Source organism: Pararhizobium sp. P1_E7, from assembly GCF_056405855.1.
On the sequence record NZ_JBFUBH010000016.1, the window covers coordinates 38360 to 57568 of the forward strand.

Genomic DNA, 19209 nt, shown 5'->3' on the forward strand with positions numbered 1-19209 from the left:
TCATGGAAAAAACCTGGAACAACAAGGCCTGGTTCATGGTCCTGCCGGTGCTGATACTGGTGGCCTTCTCGGCGGTTATCCCGCTGATGACGGTTGTCAACTATTCGGTGCAGGACACGTTCGGCAACAACGAATTCTTCTGGGCGGGCACCGACTGGTTCATCCAGGTGCTGCAGTCCGACCGCTTCTGGGATGCGCTGACCCGCAATCTGATCTTCTCCGGCATCATTCTGACGATCGAAATTCCGCTCGGCATTCTGATCGCGCTCAACATGCCGAAAACAGGGCTCGGCGTTCCCGTCTGCCTCGTCTTGATGTCGCTGCCGCTGCTCATTCCGTGGAACGTCGTCGGCACCATCTGGCAGGTCTTCGGACGCGTCGATATCGGCCTGCTCGGTTATACGCTGGAGGCGATCGGCATTCCCTATAACTACGTCAATAACGTCTTCGATGCCTGGCTGACGCTGATCGTCATGGACATCTGGCACTGGACGAGCCTCGTCGTCCTGCTTTGCTATGCCGGCCTCGTGTCGATCCCGGATGCCTATTATCAGGCAGCCAAGATCGACGGCGCATCGCGCTGGGCCGTATTCCGCTACATCCAGCTGCCGAAGATGAAGCGCGTGCTGTTGATCGCCTTCCTGCTGCGCTTCATGGACAGCTTCATGATCTATACCGAGCCCTTCGTCGTTACCGGCGGCGGCCCCGGCAATGCCACCACATTCCTGTCGATCGATCTCGTCAAAACGGCCATCGGCCAGTTCGACCTCGGTCCGGCAGCAGCACTTTCGCTCATCTACTTCCTGATCATCCTGCTGCTCTCATGGATCTTCTACACCGTGATGACCAATAGCGATGCGCAGAGCTGACGGACGGAGGGAGGAAAAACAATGACCACCGCGACACAATCATCCGGCCGCAGCCTCTCCTGGCTCGTCCCCACGATCTACATCCTCTTTCTGTTGTTGCCGATCTACTGGCTCGTCAACATGAGCTTCAAGACGAACACCGAGATCACCGGCACGTTCTCGCTCTATCCGCATGCGCCCACACTGCGGAACTATGCGGTAATCTTTACCGATCCGTCCTGGTACAAGGGCTATATCAACTCGATCATCTATGTGGTGATGAACACGGTGATCTCCGTTTCGGTGGCGCTGCCGGCGGCCTATGCCTTCTCGCGCTACCGGTTCCTTGGCGACAAGCACCTGTTCTTCTGGCTCTTGACCAACCGCATGGCGCCGCCGGCCGTTTTCGCGCTGCCCTTCTTCCAGCTCTATTCCGCCTTCGGCCTGATCGACACGCATATCGCGGTTGCTCTCGCGCACTGCCTGTTCAACGTGCCGCTGGCGGTCTGGATCCTGGAAGGCTTCATGTCGGGTGTGCCGAAGGAGATCGACGAAACGGCCTATATCGACGGTTATTCGTTCCCGCGCTTCTTTATCCGGATTTACATCCCGCTGATCGCCTCCGGCATCGGTGTCGCGGCCTTCTTCAACTTCATGTTTTCCTGGGTCGAACTGTTGATCGCCCGGACGCTGACGACGACCGACGCCAAGCCGATCGCCGCGATCATGACGCGAACAGTGTCTGCGTCCGGCATGGACTGGGGCGTGCTGGCGGCAGCTGGCGTGCTGACAATCATCCCTGGTGCGATCGTCATCTATTTCGTCCGAAACTACATCGCCAAGGGCTTTGCCCTGGGGAGGGTATAATGGCCACTGTAACCCAACGCACCAATCGCTGGCCCCTGGCACTGGCCGCCGTTCTTGCTGTCTATGCTGGCCTGACCGGGCTGCTCGTCATGGCTCTGCCGATCAAGGACGGCGCGCGCGACTGGTTCGCTCCGCTGATCCCAGGAGGCTGGATGGCGTGGTCTTTTCCCGGTGCGATGTTCTTCCTGACCATCTTTGCGCTTCTGTCGCTGATGGCGGTCTGGGAATATGCGAGCCCCGGTGGCAATCCGCGCGTCGGCATCCTGCGCTTCGAGACGACGCGCGGCGACCGTCTCTTCGTCTCGCTGCTCGGCAGCGCCTTCATTCATCTCGCATGGCTGGGACTTGTCGGTCCCAACGTGTGGTGGGCTCTTGCGCTTTCCTTCGTGTACGCCGTCGGCGTTTTCAAGCTGGTCTGAGGCAAGATTACTGAAACGGACTGCCGGGGAGGCAGTCCGACATCGCAATCGCAAAACCTTTAAGGGAGGACAACTATGCGACGGCATCTTCTAACATCGACGGCAGTTATGCTGCTCGCCTTTACCGGGTCCGCATTCGCGGGCATGGACGAGGCCAAGACGTTCCTGGACAAGGAAATCGGCACCGTATCGACGCTGGACCGCGCCGCTCAGGAAGCCGAAATGCAATGGTTCGTCGATGCGGCAAAGCCATTTGCCGGCATGGACATCAAGGTCGCTTCCGAAACGCTGACCACGCATGAGTACGAGTCCAAGACCCTTGCCGCGGCGTTTACAGCGATCACCGGCATCAAGGTCACCCACGACCTGATCGGCGAAGGCGACGTGGTTGAAAAGCTGCAGACCCAGATGCAGACCGGCGAGAATATCTACGACGCCTATGTCAACGATAGCGACCTGATCGGCACCCATTGGCGCTACCAGCAGGTTCGCAACCTGACCGACTGGATGGCCAACGAAGGCAAGGACGTCACCAACCCGGGTCTCGACATCGCCGACTTCATCGGCACGTCGTTCACCACGGCGCCGGACAAGAAGCTCTACCAGCTTCCCGACCAGCAGTTCGCCAACCTCTACTGGTTCCGGTATGACTGGTTCAACGACGAGAAGAACAAGGCCGATTTCAAGGCGAAGTACGGTTACGACCTCGGCGTTCCGGTCAACTGGTCGGCTTACGAAGATATCGCCGAGTTCTTCACCGGCCGCGAAATCGACGGCAAGAAGGTCTATGGTCACATGGACTACGGCAAGAAGGACCCGTCGCTCGGATGGCGCTTCACCGACGCCTGGCTTTCGATGGCCGGCAACGGCGACAAGGGTATCCCGAACGGCCTTCCGGTCGACGAATGGGGCATCAAGGTCGATGAGAAGTCGCGTCCGGTCGGTTCCTGCGTTGCCCGCGGTGGCGACACCAACGGTCCGGCAGCGGTCTATTCGATCCAGAAGTATCTCGATTGGTTGAAGGCCTACGCACCGCCGGAAGCACAGGGCATGACCTTCGGTGAAGCCGGTCCGGTTCCGGCACAGGGTAACGTCGCCCAGCAGATCTTCTGGTACACCGCGTTTACAGCCGACTCGGTCAAGCCTGGTCTGCCGGTCGTCAACGAGGACGGTACGCCGAAATGGCGTATGGCTCCATCGCCGCATGGCGTCTACTGGAAGGACGGCATGAAGCTCGGCTACCAGGACGTCGGTTCCTGGACGCTGATGAAGTCGACCCCTGAAGATCGCGCCAAGGCCGCATGGCTCTACGCGCAGTTCGTGACATCCAAGACCGTGGACGTGAAGAAGAGCCAGGTTGGCCTGACCTTCGCCCGCGAATCGACGATCCAGGACAAGAGCTTCACGGACCGTGCCAAGGACCTCGGCGGTCTCGTCGAGTTCTATCGTTCGCCGGCCCGTATCCAGTGGTCGCCGACCGGTACCAACGTTCCGGACTATCCGAAGCTGGCTCAGCTTTGGTGGCAGGCGATCGGCGACGCATCCTCGGGTGCGAAAACCGCGCAGGAAGCCATGGATAGCCTGTGCGCCGAGCAGGAAAAGGTGATGGGACGCATCGAGCGCTCCGGCATCCAGGGCGATATCGGCCCGAAGCTCGCCGAAGAGCATGATCTCGACTTCTGGAACAAGGACGCTGTCTCGAAGGGCAACCTTGCACCGCAGCTGAAGGTCGAGAACGAAAAAGAAAAGCCGCAGACCATCAACTACGACGAACTGGTCAAGAGCTGGCAGTAAGTTGGGGCTCGGCGCCGGTTCCTATCGGCGCCGAGGCTTTCAGCCTCGAATGAAAAGGGAAACCGCCCGAAGGGATCAATCTTCGGGCGGTTTTTCATTGTTTCCGGCTGGAACGGCGCGGCTGCAGCCTTTCAAAGGGTCGTTTTACCCTTCAACACATTGATTATGGTGCGCAGGATAATCTTGAGGTCCAGCAGCAGCGAGAATTGCCCGACATAATCGATATCGCAGACGGTCTGGCGGATCGCCATCCAGTGTTGCCCCGCCGGCCCCGGAAAACCACAGGATTGTGCAAGTCCGGTCAGGCCCGGCCGCATCAGGTGCCGGTATTCATAACCTTGGACAAGGTCGCAATAGCTGCGCCCGGCCGCGAGCATGTCGGGAACATGCGGGCGAGGGCCGACCAGTGACATGTCGCCGGCGAGCACGTTCCACAATCGCGGCAACGCGTCGAGATTGCTCCTGTTCAAGAGGCGTCCGAGCGGCGTGAAGAAACGACCGGGCCCGGTATGCATGCAGCGGAAGCTCAACAGCTCGAAGGGAGCTCCATCGAGGCCTGTGTGCAGTTGCCGGGCGAAAACCGGCCCCTTGCTATCCAGCTTGACGAGGACGGCGATGACAATGAGAGCCGGGGCTAGAATTAGAAGCCCGGAAAACGCACTGACGGCATCGATGATGCGCTTGACCGCAAACTGAATGGGCACGTTCGGCAAGCGGGCCGGATTGAGGTGAAAATTGCTGCCAGCCGCCGGGGGTCGGTTGTCCGGGCCGCTATCCCTTGTTCGGACAGGGACTGTTCGTTGCAACATCGTTTTTCCCGTCATGGCTTCAAGCCTCCCGGCGCTTCCCCGGCAGCGCCACCATCGCGTTGGTCCTTGCCAAAGAACGTCTTTTCGCAGAAATCAGTTGGTTTTTTTGCAAAAGCAGAAATCATGAATTATTGAAGGTAATACTCCGCGTTTCTGTCGGCAATTTCTAATATATCCCCTTCCGGAAATGTATTTTCCGTTTTTAACAACTTGTTAAATATTACACACTTCGCCCAGATATTGCGAGCGCAAGCTATCCTTGTGGTTAATGTGCAGCGGCTCAAAATGGTCTGATTTTTCTTAAGGCAGCCTTGGAAATAGCCGTTGGAGGTGCGCAGCAATCCCGTTTTCAAGAAGACGAAGCGGTTCACGGTGCCGGATTGTCGATGGCCGTAAGCGGCAAACCATCAGCGCTTTCGCCTGCCATCATGCCGTCTACCATCGGTAGACCGTCGCTTCCCGTCAGCGGAAACCACTTGCCTCGGTCGAAGAACAGATCCGCCGGCATCTTCTTGCCGGGCGTATTGATCTGATTGGCGAGGAAATTGTAGCGCGGCGTTTCACCGAATTCCTTTTTGAACTGGATGCGGCTGCCGAAATTGCTGATGTCGAAGGGGTCGAGCGCATGAATCTTGCCGATGATCTCTTCCGGGGTTCCCCAGCGCACCTGGCGCAGGAAGATGTTCGCTGCACGCCCGGCGAGTTCGGCGACCTTTCTCGTGTCGGCCGCATTTTCGATGTTCAGTTTGACGCGAAACGAGGTAACGCGATTTTCGCCGTCGCCCTTGATGAAGATGAACAGCGACGATCGTTTGTCGTCATCACCGTTTTCAGGCGGAAGATCGACCGAGGAGGAACATTCCCAATTGTCCTTGTGGGCGCTGCTGACGGTCCAGTCCAGCGCGCCGAAGCCGCCACTCTTCAACTGTTCGCACAGGCTCCGTGGGTCGCTCTGGATCAGGCGGATGAAATGCTGCTCCGGCGCCTTGAAGTCGGCAAAGGCGTAGACAGGCAAAACCATGCGCGCCGGCGGCATTCGTATGCCCCTGCTTTGGGTTATCTTGACGTGTCCGGGTGCGGAGACGGCCCTTGTCATCAGGTCGGGATAGCCAAGATAGGTCAGCAGCAGATCGAGATTGCGGTGGCTATTGGCAAGCAGAACCGTCGCCAGGATGCCGGCAAAAACCAGCCCGACTGCGACGAGAAAGAAGATCTTCCCGGACCGGCTTTTCCGCTTTCCCTTCATGCCGAAACCTGAACTCCGCGGTTCCCGCCGGCCTCAGACATCATCGACCCACATGCCTTCGCCATCCGGCGCCTCTGTCTATGCCAAGCCCATCCTGGCATATGTTCCGGGCGGGATCGTGGAGACTTTTCACGCCGCCTGCCGGCTCCTATCGGCTGGAATGATCCCATGAAAGAGCAGCGAGTGGCCACACAAGGCGCCAAGCCAGCCCAACAATGCGCATTCCATCCCGATCTCGCCGGCCGTCTTGCCCTGGCGATAGGTATTGTCGAGAAAAAACAGACATATCAAGGTCCAAAATGAAAGCAGCCATGCCATCGCGTTGGGTCCGGAGAATTGCTGCCGGAAAGAACACGGCCGTATAGGCGGGTTTGCACGCGCCGGGCTCAGGACCCAGCGCGGTATAGGAGTTCCCCCGGCGTTGAATTTCGAAAGCGTCCTAATGCGCGGCAGCTGCCGGGCGGGTCGCCGCTTCGCCGCTGAAGATGATCACCGCGAACAGCAAGACGCCCGCGAATGTGATCAGCGACGCAATCGCGACAACAGGCTCCATCGCCGGATTTCCGGTAAGCATGAGGTAGAGCGCCGGCACCATCAGGGCGACGCCCGCGGTGTAGACGCAATACTGGATCATCGCGATCCGCCGCTCCGCCTTTGCAGGGTTCAGTGCGTGATATCCGCCAAAGATCGCCATCGTCACCCAGCCGAGCAGATTGGCATGGGCATGCGCGCCGATGGCGCTATGATCCTGCGAGATGGCCATGCTCAGGCCGATCGAGATTCCGATGATCAGGAAAATGATGGCGGTACGAAAATAGAGCTTTGCGATGCGCGGCATGTGACTTCCCCCCAAGTGTTGCCTCGGGCGTATATTAACATTCGCTCCGGTTTGGTGAGAAGGCCAAATTTGGTTGCTTCCGCGCCCTGGTCGTGTTGGCAAGAGGCCTTAGTTTCCTTCGTCGGGAATATTCAGGACATGACCGCAGGCCTTGCAGTGCACCGCGTTGGCGTCATGGCGCTGCAGGCCGCATTGCGGGCAGGGGAAGACGACCTTGTGCGGGCGCACGATCGCCTGTGCCAGCCGCACGAACAGCGAAATACCGAAGATCATTGTCACGATCGAGGTCAGCTTGCCAAGCGTACCGGGCAGGGTGATGTCGCCGAAGCCTGTCGTCGTGATGGTGGCGACGGTGAAATAGAGGGCATCGACAAACCCTTCGACGCCGGCCGCCCGATGGTAGAAGAACGCCGTGTAGACAAAGCCGGTAACAAGGAAAAGGAAGGTGACGAAGTTGATGCAGGCGCGGATGACGTCTTCCCATTCGGCATAACCCGCCCGCTTGATCAGAAGCGTGAAGACCTTGCTTTGGCCGAGCGACCAGATGCGGAAGGCGCGCAGGAAGGCGAAGTTGGAAAATTGCGCCGGAAACAACAGCGTCGCCAGGATAGCGATATCGACCCAGGTCATCGGCCGGGTCAGCCAGCGCCGGAGGTTTGAGGCGATCAGCGCCCGGGCGCCAAGCTCAAAGGCGATCAGGGCGGCGATCGCATAGTCGATGATGAGGTAGGTTTGGCCCGCAGCCAAATAGGGGCCGGCGAGGAAGAAGATGATGATGGCAAGATCGATGATCGCCATGGTGATCTGGAATCGGATCGCCCGGGCGCTGGTCCCGAGATAGAGCATGCGCAGCTTGGCGCGCAGGGCGCTCAATATCGATTCGTCGGGTTTCTTGGCATCGATGTCCTCGGTCATGAAACCGAGATAGGCTGGCGGACGGAAACGGTCAATGCTGCAGTCCTGTCATGCGATGGACCGCGCGCGATAGCGGTTCTTTTCAAAGGTAGCGGCTTCTGCCTTGCGTGCGCGAAAAAGGCTGGCAACCGGCGTTTGAACATTACAGTAAGTTCACTTTTTTAGCCGTGGGACTGGATGTATATCCTCGCCGACGTTCCGTTCGAAATGCCCCGCCAGGTGCCACATGTCCAATCCGGTCGATAGCAACGATGAGCACAGCGGCGCTCGAACCCTGGTTCATCGGGTTTGGGGGCAAGGCCGGCTGCTGGCCGCTGCCGCCACGATCCTCATTCTTGCCCTGGCCGGTTATGCGATCTTTCATTTGACGAGTGAAGTTCGCTATGAGGATGTGATGGCAGCGCTGAACAGCACCAGCGGCGCCTCGATCGTGCTTGCCATCGGCTTTACCGGCTTGAGCTTCCTTGCCTTGACCTTCTATGATGTCGGGGCGCTCACTTATCTCAAGCGCCGGCTGCCCTATGCCGATGTGGCGCTGACGGCGGCAGCGGCGTATGCCATTGGCAATACGGCAGGCTTCGGCCCCTTGAGCGGCGGTGCCATCCGCTATCGCGCCTATTCGCGCCTGGGCCTGAGGCCGGAGGAAATCGGCGGCGTCATCGCCTTCGTCACCCTTGCCTTCGGACTCGGGCTTGCCAGCGTCGTCGCCCTGAGCCTGCTGATGATCGCCCCGGAAGTTGCATCGCTTGCCGGCATGAGTTCACCGGCTTTGCGCGCCATTGCGGTGCTGATCCTGACCGTTCTTCTGGCTTTGATGGTGGCCGGTCGCGATAATCGAGCCTTGCAGTTGGGGCGGTTTTCGCTGCGCATTCCCGATTCCCGCACGGCGTCTCGCCAGTTTCTCGTGACCGTGCTGGATCTGGCCGCCTCGGCCTCCGTCCTCTACGTGTTGCTGCCCGAAGGGGTGATCGGCTGGCCGGCATTTCTTGCCATTTATGCGGTCGCTGTCGGGCTTGGCGTCCTCAGCCATGTGCCGGCCGGTCTCGGCGTCTTTGAAACGGTGATTGTCGCCGCTCTCGGACAGGCCGCCGATGTCGATACGGTTCTCGGCGCTCTTGTCCTCTACCGCCTGATCTACCATGTCATGCCGCTGCTTCTGGCAGTTGTCTTCGTCATCGGCGCCGAGTTGCGCAGTCTCTACCGCAAGCCGGTCGCTTCCAGCCTTCGCCGGGTGGCCGGCCGGCTGACGCCGCTTCTGTTGGCAACGCTCGCGCTTATTCTGGCCGCCATGCTGGTGTTTTCCAGCGTCACGCCGACACCGGACGACAACCTGGCCTTCCTTGCTGGCTACGTGCCTCTGCCGATCATCGAAGGCGCGCATTTCCTGGCAAGCCTGCTGGGACTGGTTCTTGTCATCGTTGCGCGCGGCCTTGCAAGACGGCTGGACAGTGCCTGGTGGGCGGCGCTGGTCGTTGCTGTCATTGCGCTGCTTTTCTCCCTTCTCAAGGCCGTTGCCCTGATCGAGGCAGGCCTTCTGGCATTTTTCATCGTCAGCCTGCTTGCCACGCATCGTATGTTCGACCGGCCGGCAAACCTGACGAATGAACGGCTTACCGTACCGTGGCTGACGGCGATGCTGGCGCTTTGTGCCTTTGCGGTGATCGTGCTGTTGTTCGTCTATCGTGACGTGGAATACAGCAATACGCTCTGGTGGCAGTTCGAGCTCTCGGAGGAGGCGCCGCGTGGCTTGCGCGCTGTGCTGGGGTTGACGATCTTTTCGGGTGCCGCCGCGCTCTGGAGCCTGCTACGGCCCGCCAAAGGCCCGAGAGAAGCGTCCTCCAGCGAGGACATCGCTAAGGCGATCGCCATTGCCAAGGCGCAGGATGTGTCGGATGCCAATCTCGTGCGGATGGGCGACAAGAACCTGATGTTCTCGGCCGACGGCCGCGCCTTCATCATGTATGGCCGCCAGGCCCGGTCCTGGATTGCCCTGTTTGATCCGGTCGGCCCGCGGGATGCATGGCCGGACCTGATCTGGCAGTTCATCGAGGAAGCCCGCTCCTGCGGTTGCCGGCCGGTTTTCTACCAGGTCTCGCCCGCTGGGCTTTCCTACTACGCGGATGCTGGCCTGCGTGCATTCCGCCTCGGCGAACTCGCAACGGCCGATCTCACGACCTTCGAGCTGAAGGGCGGCAAGTGGGCGACGCTGCGCCAGACCGTCAGCCGGGCGAAGCGCGACGGCCTGGAATTCGCCGTCATCGAGCCGGACGGCATCCCGGCGATCATGGCCGATCTCGTCGCGGTATCCGATGCGTGGCTTGCCCATCATCGGGCCAAGGAAAAAGGCTTTTCGTTGGGGGCGTTCAGCGCGGAATACATTGTTGCTCAGCCGGTCGCGGTTCTGCGGCTGAACGGGATAATCGTTGCGTTTGCCAATATCCTAGTGACCGATGCCTGCGAGGAAGGCACCATCGACCTCATGCGCTTCCTGCCGGAGGCACCCAAAGGATCGATGGATTTTCTCTTCGTCTCGCTGATGGAATATCTGAGAGACAAGGGTTTCAAGCGCTTCAATCTCGGCATGGCACCCTTGGCCGGACTTTCCGGCCGCCGGTCTTCGCCGGTGTGGGACAAGGTTGGCCGCACGGTTTTCGAACACGGCGAACGGTTCTACAACTTCAAGGGGCTGAAGGCCTTCAAGTCGAAATTCCACCCGAACTGGCAGCCGCGCTATGTGGCGGCGGGTGGCGGTATCAATCCCGTTCTAGCACTGATGGATGCGACATTCCTGATTGGCGGCGGCGTGAGGGGAATTGTGAAAAAATGATCCTGAAGACATTCTGCCGGGCCGCTTTTGCAGCCAGCCTGCTGTTCACGGCTTCCGCGGCACGATCGCAGGATGCGGCCTCATTCGACACCGGTATGATCCCATCGCCGCATATCCTGATGCCCACCGGCGATGTCGCTGCCGCCGTCGTCTTGATTTCGGACAAGGCCGGGTGGTCGGACAAGGAGGATGGGCTTGCCAAAAGCCTGACCGATAGCGGCGCATTGGTCATCGGCATCGACCTGCCGGGCTATCTGGCGTCATTGGCGAAGGACGATGGCGATTGTATCTACATGGTGTCGGATATCGAAGCGCTCAGCCAGCAGGTCCAGCGGGCGGCTGGAAACAACGACTATCGCCTGCCGGTCGTCGCGGGTGTGGGAGCGGGCGGTGCGCTGGCCTTGGCGATTGCCGCCCAGACGCCCCCGGCCACTTTCGGACAGACATTGGCCGTGGACCCCGAGGCCGGCATCGCGCTTGACAAACAGCTCTGCACGCCGGCCGAAAAGCAAAGGACGGGCGATCGCATGATTTATGGCCTCACCGATGGGCCGCTTCCCGATCCAGTCACCGTTCTTTTCACGGATGATGCCCCGGTAGACGGCCGCGCGCATGTCGCCGCGCTGGTCGCCAAGCACAGCGACATCGAAATCACGGAAACGGATGATGACATGTGGAAGGCTTTCTCCGACGCGCTCACCGCCCTGGTTTCCGCTTCCGCCGGCGAGGATAATCCGCTTGGCCTGCCATTGACGGTTCTCGATGCCAAGCCGACGCGCGACACGATGGCGATTGTCTATTCCGGCGACGGTGGCTGGCGTGACATCGACAAGCAGGTCGGCGACGTGCTCCAGCAGCAGGGCATGCCGGTGGTTGGCATCGATTCGCTGCGTTACTTCTGGTCAGAGCGCCAGCCGCAGGAAACCGCCGATGATCTGCATCGCATCATCGCGTTCTACGGCAAGCGCTGGAACGTCAAGCACATCCTTTTGATCGGATATTCCTTCGGTGCCGATATCTTGCCCCGGACCTATAACCTTTTGCCGCAGGCTGATCGGGACCGGGTTGCGCAAGTATCGCTCCTCGCTGTGTCGCATCAGGTGGATTACAAGATTTCGGTGCTCGGCTGGCTTGGTGCGGCCGGGTCGGATGGGGCGGGCGATCCGGCAGATGACATCGCCAAGATGAAGCCGGCTCTCGTTCAGTGCATTTACGGTACCGATGAGGAAGACGATGTCTGCCCGACGCTGAAGGATACCGGCGTCGAAGTCATCGCCATCGACGGCGGCCATCACTTCGATGAGGATTACCCGGCGCTGGTCAAGCGCATTCTGGACGGTTTTGACCGCAGGCTGGCTGGCAAATAAGAGGTCGCTCGTGTGATGACTGCGCGCAATCTTTCGGTTGATGATCGTTAGTGCTTTTTGGATTCCTCAGTGCCCGCGCGGCCGCTTGGGATGGAGCTGACGGTCGCCGAGACCGGATCGCTGGCGGGGAAGGACGATTCCAGCCCTTCTTCCAGTTCTTCTTCCAATGTAGCGGCATCGTGGGCTGCTCTTGCACTGCGCAGTGAAATCACAGCCGGGGATTCGGTCTTTTTATCACCGGCAGGGTGAATGTCTGCCTGCGCATCAGCGTCATCCGGCGGCTCGAAGGTTGCCGCCTGAAGCATCAGCGCCTTGGCCCTTTCGATGGCATTGAGCCGATTGAGGCCGTCGGCTTCCGTCCCGCGCATCTGGACGGAAATGACATCGCCGCCTTTGCCAACAAATTCAACGGTTATCAGCCCGGATGAAGGCTGCGAATGGACCTGCGTGCCGATTACTTCCATGACTGCCGCCTCCGTGAATGGGTTATGCTGATAACAGTCCTGCACCGGTTTTGTTCCGCTCGCCGACGTCATGCCACAACGAACCGGTAGCCGGTGCCCTTGCGTTCGGCATAGCCGATGCCGGGATAGGTCCAGTGGTAGCCGAGCAGCTTGATGCGATCGGTGGCGGCGCGGTCCATCAGTTTCTGGCGGTTCCTGATGGCCACGTCCTGCAGCGTGTCGAAGCCGAATTTCCAGCCGGGATGTTCGAAGGAAACGATCCGGTTGGTGGCGGCGTCGGCCGAGATAATCATCCCGTCGCCCCCGGCAAGTTCCAGCGAGATATGGCCAGGCGTGTGGCCGGCCGTGTCGAGCACCCGCATGCCGGTGACAATATCGTCTCCGTCCTTCACCAGCTTGACTCGGTCCTTGACCGCGAACAGGTCGCGCTGGGCACCGCGGGCAAAGCTGTGCAGGACCTTCGGCATCCTGGTTTCGAAATCCGGATCGGTCCAGAACGCCCATTCTTTCTCGGAGACGAAATACTCGGCGTTGGGAAAGCGTAATCTGCCGTCCTCCATGAGCGTACCGCCGGTGTGATCCGGATGCGCATGAGTGAAGATCACCTTGGTGACTTCGCTCGGGTCGATACCGGTAATGTCGAAATTTTTGCCGAACATGCCGGCTGTCGCCTGAAAGTTCGTGCCAGAGCCGACGTCCACCACGATGATGTCCTTGCCCGTGCGGATGACCGGAATGTTGGCGGGCATTGGCGCACTGTCGGCATTGCCGCCGAGGCGCTTCAGGATGTCGGCGCGCTCGGCAGGCGTCGCTTCCGGCATGATGATGTCGGCGGGCAGCGTCAAATAGCCGTCGCTGAGAACGGTGATGTCGAAATTGCCTTGGGCGATGCGGTGGGTTTCGGTGGCAAACGTGGTCTTTGGCCAGAATGGGAGAGTGGCGAAGGCCGCCCCAAGCGCCAGGAACTGACGGCGGCTGGTATCGGCGAGGGTCTCGGTGGCAACGACGGCACGGGTCATGACAAAGCTCCAGTGTGGCTGGGTTCAAGGGCGATGCGATTCCGGCACCGCGGGAGGCGGCGGTGCCGGAGGATCGGTGCTACGACCGGGCAAATTCGAGCAGATCGGCGTTGAGCTTCTCCTTGTGCGTGTCGGTGATGCCATGCGGGGCGCCGGCATAGACCTTGAGGATGGCATGCGGCACGAGCTTCTTCGAGGCACGGCCGGCGGCGTCGATCGGCACGATCTGGTCGTCGTCGCCGTGGATGATGATCGTCGGTACGTCGAATTTCTTCAAGTCCTCGGTGAAATCGGTCTGCGAGAAGGCGACGATCGAGTCATAGGTGTTCTTGTGGCCGCCCATCATGCCCTGCAGCCAGAAGCTGTCGATCATGCCCTGCGAAGTAACTGCGCCGGGCCGGTTGAAGCCGAAGAACGGGCCGGAGGCGATGTCCCTGTAGAGTTTTGAACGATCGACGACGCTGGCGGCCTGGATGCCGTCGAAGACCTCCTTTGGCAGGCCGAGTGGGTTGGCCTCGGTCTTGACCATCAGCGGCGGCACGGCGGAAATCAGGCCGGCCTTGGCGATGCGGCCGGTGCCGTGGCGGCCGATATAGCGCGTGATCTCGCCGCCGCCGGTGGAAAAGCCGGCGAGGAAAATATCGTTGAGATCGAGCTGTTCGATCAGATCGGAAAGATCGTCGGCATAGTGGTCCATGTCGTTGCCGTCCCAGGGCTGGGAGGACCGGCCGTGGCCGCGGCGGTCATGGGTGATGACGCGGAAGCCGTTATTGGCGAGGTGGAAGGCCTGGGCTTCCCAGCTGTCGGCCGACAGCGGCCAGCCGTGGCTGAGGATGACGACCTTGCCGTCCTTCGAACCCCAGTCCTTGTAGTAGATTTCGACCCCGTCGCGGGTGATGATCCTGCTTGCCATCGTCTTGGTCCCTTCGTTTGCGGATGTGTTGGAGACTGCGGAATTTGCTGATGCGGATGCTGCCGAGAAGCCTGCGAGGCCTGCCATGCCGGTGGCACCGATCAGCATGGTGCGACGAGTGAGAGCGGCGCTTTCGGTCGAAGTGTGGATGGTCATGGTCGTGTTCCCTTTGGTTCTATCCGGTTGTTTTTCCTCGATGGTCGGCTCCGTTTCCGGTGTGTTCGTTTCTGCCGCCCGTCTTGTTGCTTTGATACCAAGCGGTGCCTAAACTCGGGATTGGCGAAACTGACATTAAGCGGGACGGAAGTGACAAATGGCGCTCGTTGAACCAGCAGAGATCGGCATCGTCATCTATCCGGAGGCGCAGCGTGCTGCGATCCACGGGCTGACGGACCTTTTTCACGTGGCCAATCTGATGAGCGAGGAGCAGGGCGGACGTGCGCCCGCCCGCATCCGCGTCAGCCACTGGCAGCTGTCGGAGGACGGCCGCGATGTGACGAAAGTGTTCGACAGCCATCCAGGACCGCACAGGGGACTGATCGCGCTGATCCTGCCGCCGAGCCTCACCAACCTGCCCGTCGGCGAGCGCATGGGCGTGCTGCCCGACTGGGTCAGGGCGCAGCATGCTGCGGGCACGACAATCTGCTCGATCTGCGGAGGTGCCTATCTACTGGCCGAAAGCGGGTTGCTGGACGGACGGCTGGCGACGACCCACTGGAGCCATTCGGACCAGATTTCAGGCAAATTCCCCGGCATCAAGGTTGATGTCAGCAAGCTGATCATTGACGATGGCGATATTATTACCGCGGGCGCGATGATGGCATGGATCGATCTCGGGCTGAAACTCACCGCGCGTTTCATGAGCCCGAGCATCCAGCTCGCGACCGCGCGCTTCATGCTGGTCGACCCGTCCGGTCGCGAACAGACATTTTACAGCACGTTTGCGCCAAAACTGCATCACGGCGACGAGGCGGTGCTGAAAATCCAGCACTGGCTGCAGGCGCACCATACGGAAAAGATCACCCTGGAAATGATGGCGGGGCGAGCCGGCCTTGGGGAACGCACGTTCCTGCGCCGTTTCCAGAAGGCAACGGGCATCAACCCGACGGAATATTGCCAGCAGCTGAGGATCGCCAAGGCGCGGGAACTGCTGGAGATTTCCAGTATCAAGGTCGAGCAGATTGCCTGGCAAATCGGTTATGAGGACCCCGGCGCCTTCCGCAAAATCTTTCGCAAGCTGCTTGGCCTGTCGCCGGGCGAGTATCGCCGCCGGTTCTTCGTCGGCGAGGATGCGCCGGACACCGCAATTGCCTGAAATGCAAAGAGCGGCCGAAGCCGCTCTTTTTATAGAATAGTGGAGAGGCAGTTATCAGGCCGCCACGTCGTCCATTTCGCGTTCCTTGAACATGCGGGCGAGGTTGAGGAAGCAGATCATGCCGGTCTCGTTGGCGATGATGCCTTCCGCATAGCTCTTGTCGAACGATGTGGTGATTTCCGGAACCGGCTGCACCTGGTCGCCGCGGACGGTCAGGATGTCGGAGACGCGATCGACGACGAGGCCGATGACCATGTTGTGGACTTCGGCAACGACGATGGCGCTGCGCTCGTTGGCGACCGTCGATTTCATGCCGAGCTTGTGGGCAAGGTCGATGATCGGAATGACTGTGCCGCGCAGGTTCATCACCCCGAGGACGTCGGCCGGTGAATGCGGGATCGGCGTCGAGGGCGCCCAGCCGCGGATTTCGCGGATCGTCGTTGTCTTCACGCAGAACTCCTGATCATGAAGACGGAAGGCGATGATTTCCAGCGTTTCGCTATCGAAACCTGCCACTTTCAATGCACTTGTCATCTCGGTTCCTTCCGGTTGCGGCTTCGGCTGGCGTTCTGGCGCGCAGCTTTTGGACAGTCTTCGGCTGCGTGCTGCCGCGGACGTGTTTTCCGCCTGGCGCGTGCTGCGTCGGATCAATTGTCTGGATTGCCGGTTACATCCGGTCAAGGGCGATGCGTCATGCACGGCGGGTAGCCGTTCGCGCCTTGAAAAGAACCCTATATCAAAAATCGTTAAAAGATGATTTTTCGTAGGAAAGGAATGCGCACCGGCTGAACGGCCAGCCGGTGCGGTTAGTGAACGCTCAAATCGAGGCCAGAACGCCTGCAAACTGTTCGACGGCCCAATCGACCTGATCTGCGGTGATGACCAGCGGCGGGGCGATGCGGATCGTGTCGCCGTGGGTATCCTTGGCAAGGATGCCGCGTTCCTTCAGCGCTTCGCAATACTTGCGGGCGCCGCCAGCTTCAGGAACGAGTTCAACAGCCAGCATCAGGCCCCGGCCGCGCACTTCCTTGATGATGTTGGAGCGGATATCCTTGAGACCAGCCTGGAAACGGTCGCCCATGCGGGCGGAGTTGCCGATCATGTCTTCTTCCGTCAGCGCCTTTAGCGAGGCGCGGGCGATGGCGCAGGCGAGCGGATTGCCGCCGAAAGTCGAGCCGTGCTGGCCGGGCTTGAGGACACCGAGCACTTCGGAATTGGAGAGAACGGCCGAGACCGGATAGAAGCCGCCGGACAGCGCCTTGCCGATCAGCGTCACATCGGCCTCGATGCCTTCGTGTTCTTCGGCGAGCAGCTTGCCGGTGCGGCCGAGGCCGGTCTGGATCTCGTCGAGGATCAGGGTAATGCCGTGCTTGGAGCAAAGCGCCCGAACCTCGGGGAAATAACCCCGCGGCGGGATCATCACGCCGGCCTCGCCCTGGATCGGCTCGATCAGGAAGGCAACGGTGTTTTCATTGATCGCCGCGCGGAACGCTTCGATGTCGCCGAACGGAACGGTCTTGAAACCGGGTGCGAACGGACCGAAGCCGGAGCGTGCGTCGGGGTCGGTCGAAAAGCCGACAATGCCCATGGTCCGGCCATGGAAATTGTTGGAGCAGACGATGATCTCCGCCTTGTTTTCCGCGACGCCCTTGACCTCGTAACCCCATTTGCGCACGGCCTTGACGGCGGTCTCGACGGCTTCGGCACCGGAGTTCATCGGCAGGATCTTGTGGCTGCCGGTGAGTGCTGCCAGTTCCTCATAGAAATGCGCGAGCTGATCGTTGCGGAAGGCGCGCGAGGTCAGCGTCAGCTTCTGCGCCTGCTCCATCATCGCCGCGAGGATCTTCGGGTGGCAATGGCCCTGGTTGACGGCGGAATAGGCCGACAGGCAGTCGAGATAACGGTTGCCGTCGAGGTCCCAGACGTAAACGCCTTCACCGCGCGACAGCACGACGTCGATCGGCTTGTAATTGTGCGCGCCCAGCCGGTATTCGGTTTCGATCAGTGCGTTGGTCGTGTTCATGGATCCTCCAGTGGCTTTGTTATTGGCTCAGGCGCTGCGGGTCGGGCGATCGAGAATACGGCGGCCGAACAGGCTTGCGGTCAGCTCGACGAGAATGCGGGCGCTCTTGCCGCGATCGTCGAGGAAGGGGTTCAGCTCGACCAGATCGAGCGAGGAGACGAGGCCGCTGTCGCAGAGCATTTCCATGATCAGATGCGCTTCGCGGAAGGTTGCGCCGCCCGGGACCGTGGTGCCGACACCCGGCGCGAGTTCGGGATCGAGGAAATCGACGTCGAGGCTGACATGCAGCAGGCCGTCCGCGGCTTTGATCGTTGCGATGATCTCGTGCATGATATGGGCCATGCCGGTCTCGTCGATGGCACGCATGTCGTAGACGTTGACGCCGTGCTCGGCGATTTCTTCGCGCTCGCGGTCATCGACGGAACGGATGCCGACCTGGAAGACGTTTTTCGGATCGACCATCGGGCGGTTCTTGTCGAGGATCGGTGCGAATTCCGCCTGGCCGCAGAAGAAGGCGACCGGCATGCCGTGCATGTTGCCGGAGGGCGACGTTGCCGGCGAGTTGAAATCCGCGTGCGCATCAAGCCAGAGCACGAAGAGGGGGCGGCCCTGTTCCTTGGCATAGCGTGCCATGCCGGATACCGAACCCATCGACAAAGCGTGGTCACCGCCGAGAATCAACGGGAATTTGCCGGCGCGGGCAGCGTGATGAACGGCTTCGTCCAGCGCCCGGGTGATGGCTGCGACAATTTGCAGATTGTTGGCTTTCGGATGGTTGGCGAGGTCGCGGGCCGGCAGTGGCTTGAGGTCGCCTTCATCCGTGACGCTGTGGCCAAGGCCAGCAAGGATGGTATCGACGCCTGCGATGCGCAGAGCCGCCGGACCCATTGCGGCGCCACGCCGGCCGGAGCCTTCTTCGAGTGGTGCGCCGATGAGCACGATGTTTTTCTTGGATTCAGCCATGGTCTTCCCCGCAAGTTCGCGTGATGCCGGTTTGCCCGGTTTGTAGGCGGATTATACGGGTTTGTTCGTTGGCAAATAGGTGGAAAACTGGCAAATAGATTGCAATAATTGACACTATGAGAAGTGTGGATGGACAGAATGATAAGTCTCGATGATCTCGACCACGCTTTGATCAGCGCGCTGCGTCACAACGCGCGCACGCCCGTTTCCACCCTTGCAGCCACGACCGGCGCATCGCGCGCAACTGTCGCCGCCCGGATCGACCGGCTGGTGGCATCCGGCACGATCGCCGCGTTCACCATCCGCACCGGAGCCGAACTTTCCGGCAGCGGCGTGCGTGCCATCGTCATGATCGAAATTCACGGCAAGATGGCCGACCGCGTCGCCACGCAGCTGCGCGGCCTGCCGCAGGTGCGCGCCCTGCATTCGACCAATGGCCGCTGGGACTTCATCGCCGAGCTGGAAGACAAGGATCTCGGCACCTTCGACGAAACATTGCGGCTCATACGGCTGATCGACGGGATCAACCTGACGGAGACGAACATCCTCTTGAAGACCAGCAAGATCTCGGCGGCGTTTTAA

At 60.3% G+C, this 19209-nt stretch carries 19 protein-coding genes; 8 read left to right on the forward strand and 11 right to left on the reverse strand.

Going from position 1 to position 19209, the window contains the following annotated elements:
- Window positions 1-2: 2 nt before the first annotated feature.
- From AC1D17_RS16465 to AC1D17_RS16480, 4 genes are all read left to right on the forward strand, one after another.
- Window positions 3-869, forward strand: coding sequence for a carbohydrate ABC transporter permease (locus AC1D17_RS16465; protein ID WP_477566448.1), 867 nt, complete (start codon window positions 3-5; stop codon window positions 867-869).
- Window positions 870-890: 21 nt separating this feature from the next.
- Window positions 891-1715 (forward strand): carbohydrate ABC transporter permease, encoded by an 825-nt coding sequence (locus AC1D17_RS16470; protein WP_477566449.1) that lies wholly within the window; start codon window positions 891-893, stop codon window positions 1713-1715.
- Entirely contained in the window at window positions 1715-2134 is a 420-nt protein-coding gene (locus tag AC1D17_RS16475; RefSeq protein WP_477566450.1) for a DUF2160 domain-containing protein, read from the forward strand. The genes AC1D17_RS16470 and AC1D17_RS16475 overlap by 1 nt, the downstream gene beginning before the upstream one ends.
- Window positions 2135-2209: 75 nt before the next feature.
- On the forward strand, window positions 2210-3928 hold the full coding sequence (locus tag AC1D17_RS16480) for an ABC transporter substrate-binding protein (RefSeq protein ID WP_477566451.1): 1719 nt from the start codon (window positions 2210-2212) through the stop codon (window positions 3926-3928).
- A gap of 131 nt (window positions 3929-4059) precedes the next feature.
- Here AC1D17_RS16480 and AC1D17_RS16485 read toward each other — a convergent pair whose 3' ends face one another.
- From AC1D17_RS16485 to AC1D17_RS16505, 5 genes are all read right to left on the reverse strand, one after another.
- The gene (locus AC1D17_RS16485; protein WP_477566452.1) at window positions 4060-4737 is read right to left on the reverse strand and encodes a sugar transferase; all 678 of its coding nucleotides are present in this window, start codon (window positions 4735-4737) and stop codon (window positions 4060-4062) included.
- Window positions 4738-5104: 367 nt separating this feature from the next.
- Window positions 5105-5983: a DUF6030 family protein gene (locus tag AC1D17_RS16490; protein ID WP_477566453.1), complete on the reverse strand. Its 879-nt coding sequence runs from the start codon at window positions 5981-5983 to the stop codon at window positions 5105-5107.
- Between the two features lie 129 nt (window positions 5984-6112).
- A complete protein-coding gene (locus AC1D17_RS16495; protein ID WP_477566454.1) occupies window positions 6113-6301 on the reverse strand; it encodes a hypothetical protein in 189 nt (62 codons plus the stop codon).
- A gap of 121 nt (window positions 6302-6422) precedes the next feature.
- Window positions 6423-6821, reverse strand: a complete 399-nt coding sequence (locus AC1D17_RS16500) for a hypothetical protein (protein WP_477566455.1) — start codon at window positions 6819-6821, stop codon at window positions 6423-6425.
- Between the two features lie 108 nt (window positions 6822-6929).
- A complete protein-coding gene (locus tag AC1D17_RS16505; RefSeq protein ID WP_477566456.1) occupies window positions 6930-7736 on the reverse strand; it encodes a potassium channel family protein in 807 nt (268 codons plus the stop codon).
- Between the two features lie 226 nt (window positions 7737-7962).
- Here AC1D17_RS16505 and mprF point away from each other — a divergent pair, with 226 nt between their 5' ends.
- Window positions 7963-10563, forward strand: a complete 2601-nt coding sequence (mprF, locus tag AC1D17_RS16510; RefSeq protein WP_477566457.1) for a bifunctional lysylphosphatidylglycerol flippase/synthetase MprF — start codon at window positions 7963-7965, stop codon at window positions 10561-10563.
- Window positions 10560-11930, forward strand: coding sequence for a virulence factor family protein (locus AC1D17_RS16515; RefSeq protein WP_477566458.1), 1371 nt, complete (start codon window positions 10560-10562; stop codon window positions 11928-11930). The genes mprF and AC1D17_RS16515 overlap by 4 nt, the downstream gene beginning before the upstream one ends.
- A gap of 47 nt (window positions 11931-11977) precedes the next feature.
- Here AC1D17_RS16515 and AC1D17_RS16520 read toward each other — a convergent pair whose 3' ends face one another.
- The 3 genes from AC1D17_RS16520 to AC1D17_RS16530 form a co-directional block, all read right to left on the reverse strand.
- The gene (locus tag AC1D17_RS16520) at window positions 11978-12394 is read right to left on the reverse strand and encodes a hypothetical protein (RefSeq protein WP_477566459.1); all 417 of its coding nucleotides are present in this window, start codon (window positions 12392-12394) and stop codon (window positions 11978-11980) included.
- Between the two features lie 68 nt (window positions 12395-12462).
- A complete protein-coding gene (locus AC1D17_RS16525) occupies window positions 12463-13413 on the reverse strand; it encodes an MBL fold metallo-hydrolase (protein ID WP_477566460.1) in 951 nt (316 codons plus the stop codon).
- 79 nt (window positions 13414-13492) lie between these two features.
- Entirely contained in the window at window positions 13493-14326 is an 834-nt protein-coding gene (locus AC1D17_RS16530) for an alpha/beta fold hydrolase (RefSeq protein ID WP_477566486.1), read from the reverse strand.
- Between the two features lie 313 nt (window positions 14327-14639).
- Here AC1D17_RS16530 and AC1D17_RS16535 point away from each other — a divergent pair, with 313 nt between their 5' ends.
- Window positions 14640-15641, forward strand: coding sequence for a GlxA family transcriptional regulator (locus AC1D17_RS16535; RefSeq protein ID WP_477566461.1), 1002 nt, complete (start codon window positions 14640-14642; stop codon window positions 15639-15641).
- A gap of 54 nt (window positions 15642-15695) precedes the next feature.
- On the opposite strand, the gene AC1D17_RS16540 is transcribed toward AC1D17_RS16535, so the two are convergent.
- The 3 genes from AC1D17_RS16540 to rocF all read right to left on the reverse strand — a co-directional run bounded on the left by AC1D17_RS16540 (window position 15696) and on the right by rocF (window position 18627).
- Entirely contained in the window at window positions 15696-16175 is a 480-nt protein-coding gene (locus tag AC1D17_RS16540; RefSeq protein ID WP_477566462.1) for a chemotaxis protein CheW, read from the reverse strand.
- A 283-nt stretch (window positions 16176-16458) separates the two neighbouring features.
- Window positions 16459-17664: an ornithine--oxo-acid transaminase gene (rocD, locus tag AC1D17_RS16545; protein ID WP_477566463.1), complete on the reverse strand. Its 1206-nt coding sequence runs from the start codon at window positions 17662-17664 to the stop codon at window positions 16459-16461.
- Between the two features lie 27 nt (window positions 17665-17691).
- Entirely contained in the window at window positions 17692-18627 is a 936-nt protein-coding gene (gene rocF, locus AC1D17_RS16550) for an arginase (protein ID WP_477566464.1), read from the reverse strand.
- A gap of 138 nt (window positions 18628-18765) precedes the next feature.
- On the opposite strand from rocF, the gene AC1D17_RS16555 reads away from it, so the two are divergent.
- Window positions 18766-19209, forward strand: coding sequence for an Lrp/AsnC family transcriptional regulator (locus tag AC1D17_RS16555; protein ID WP_477566487.1), 444 nt, complete (start codon window positions 18766-18768; stop codon window positions 19207-19209).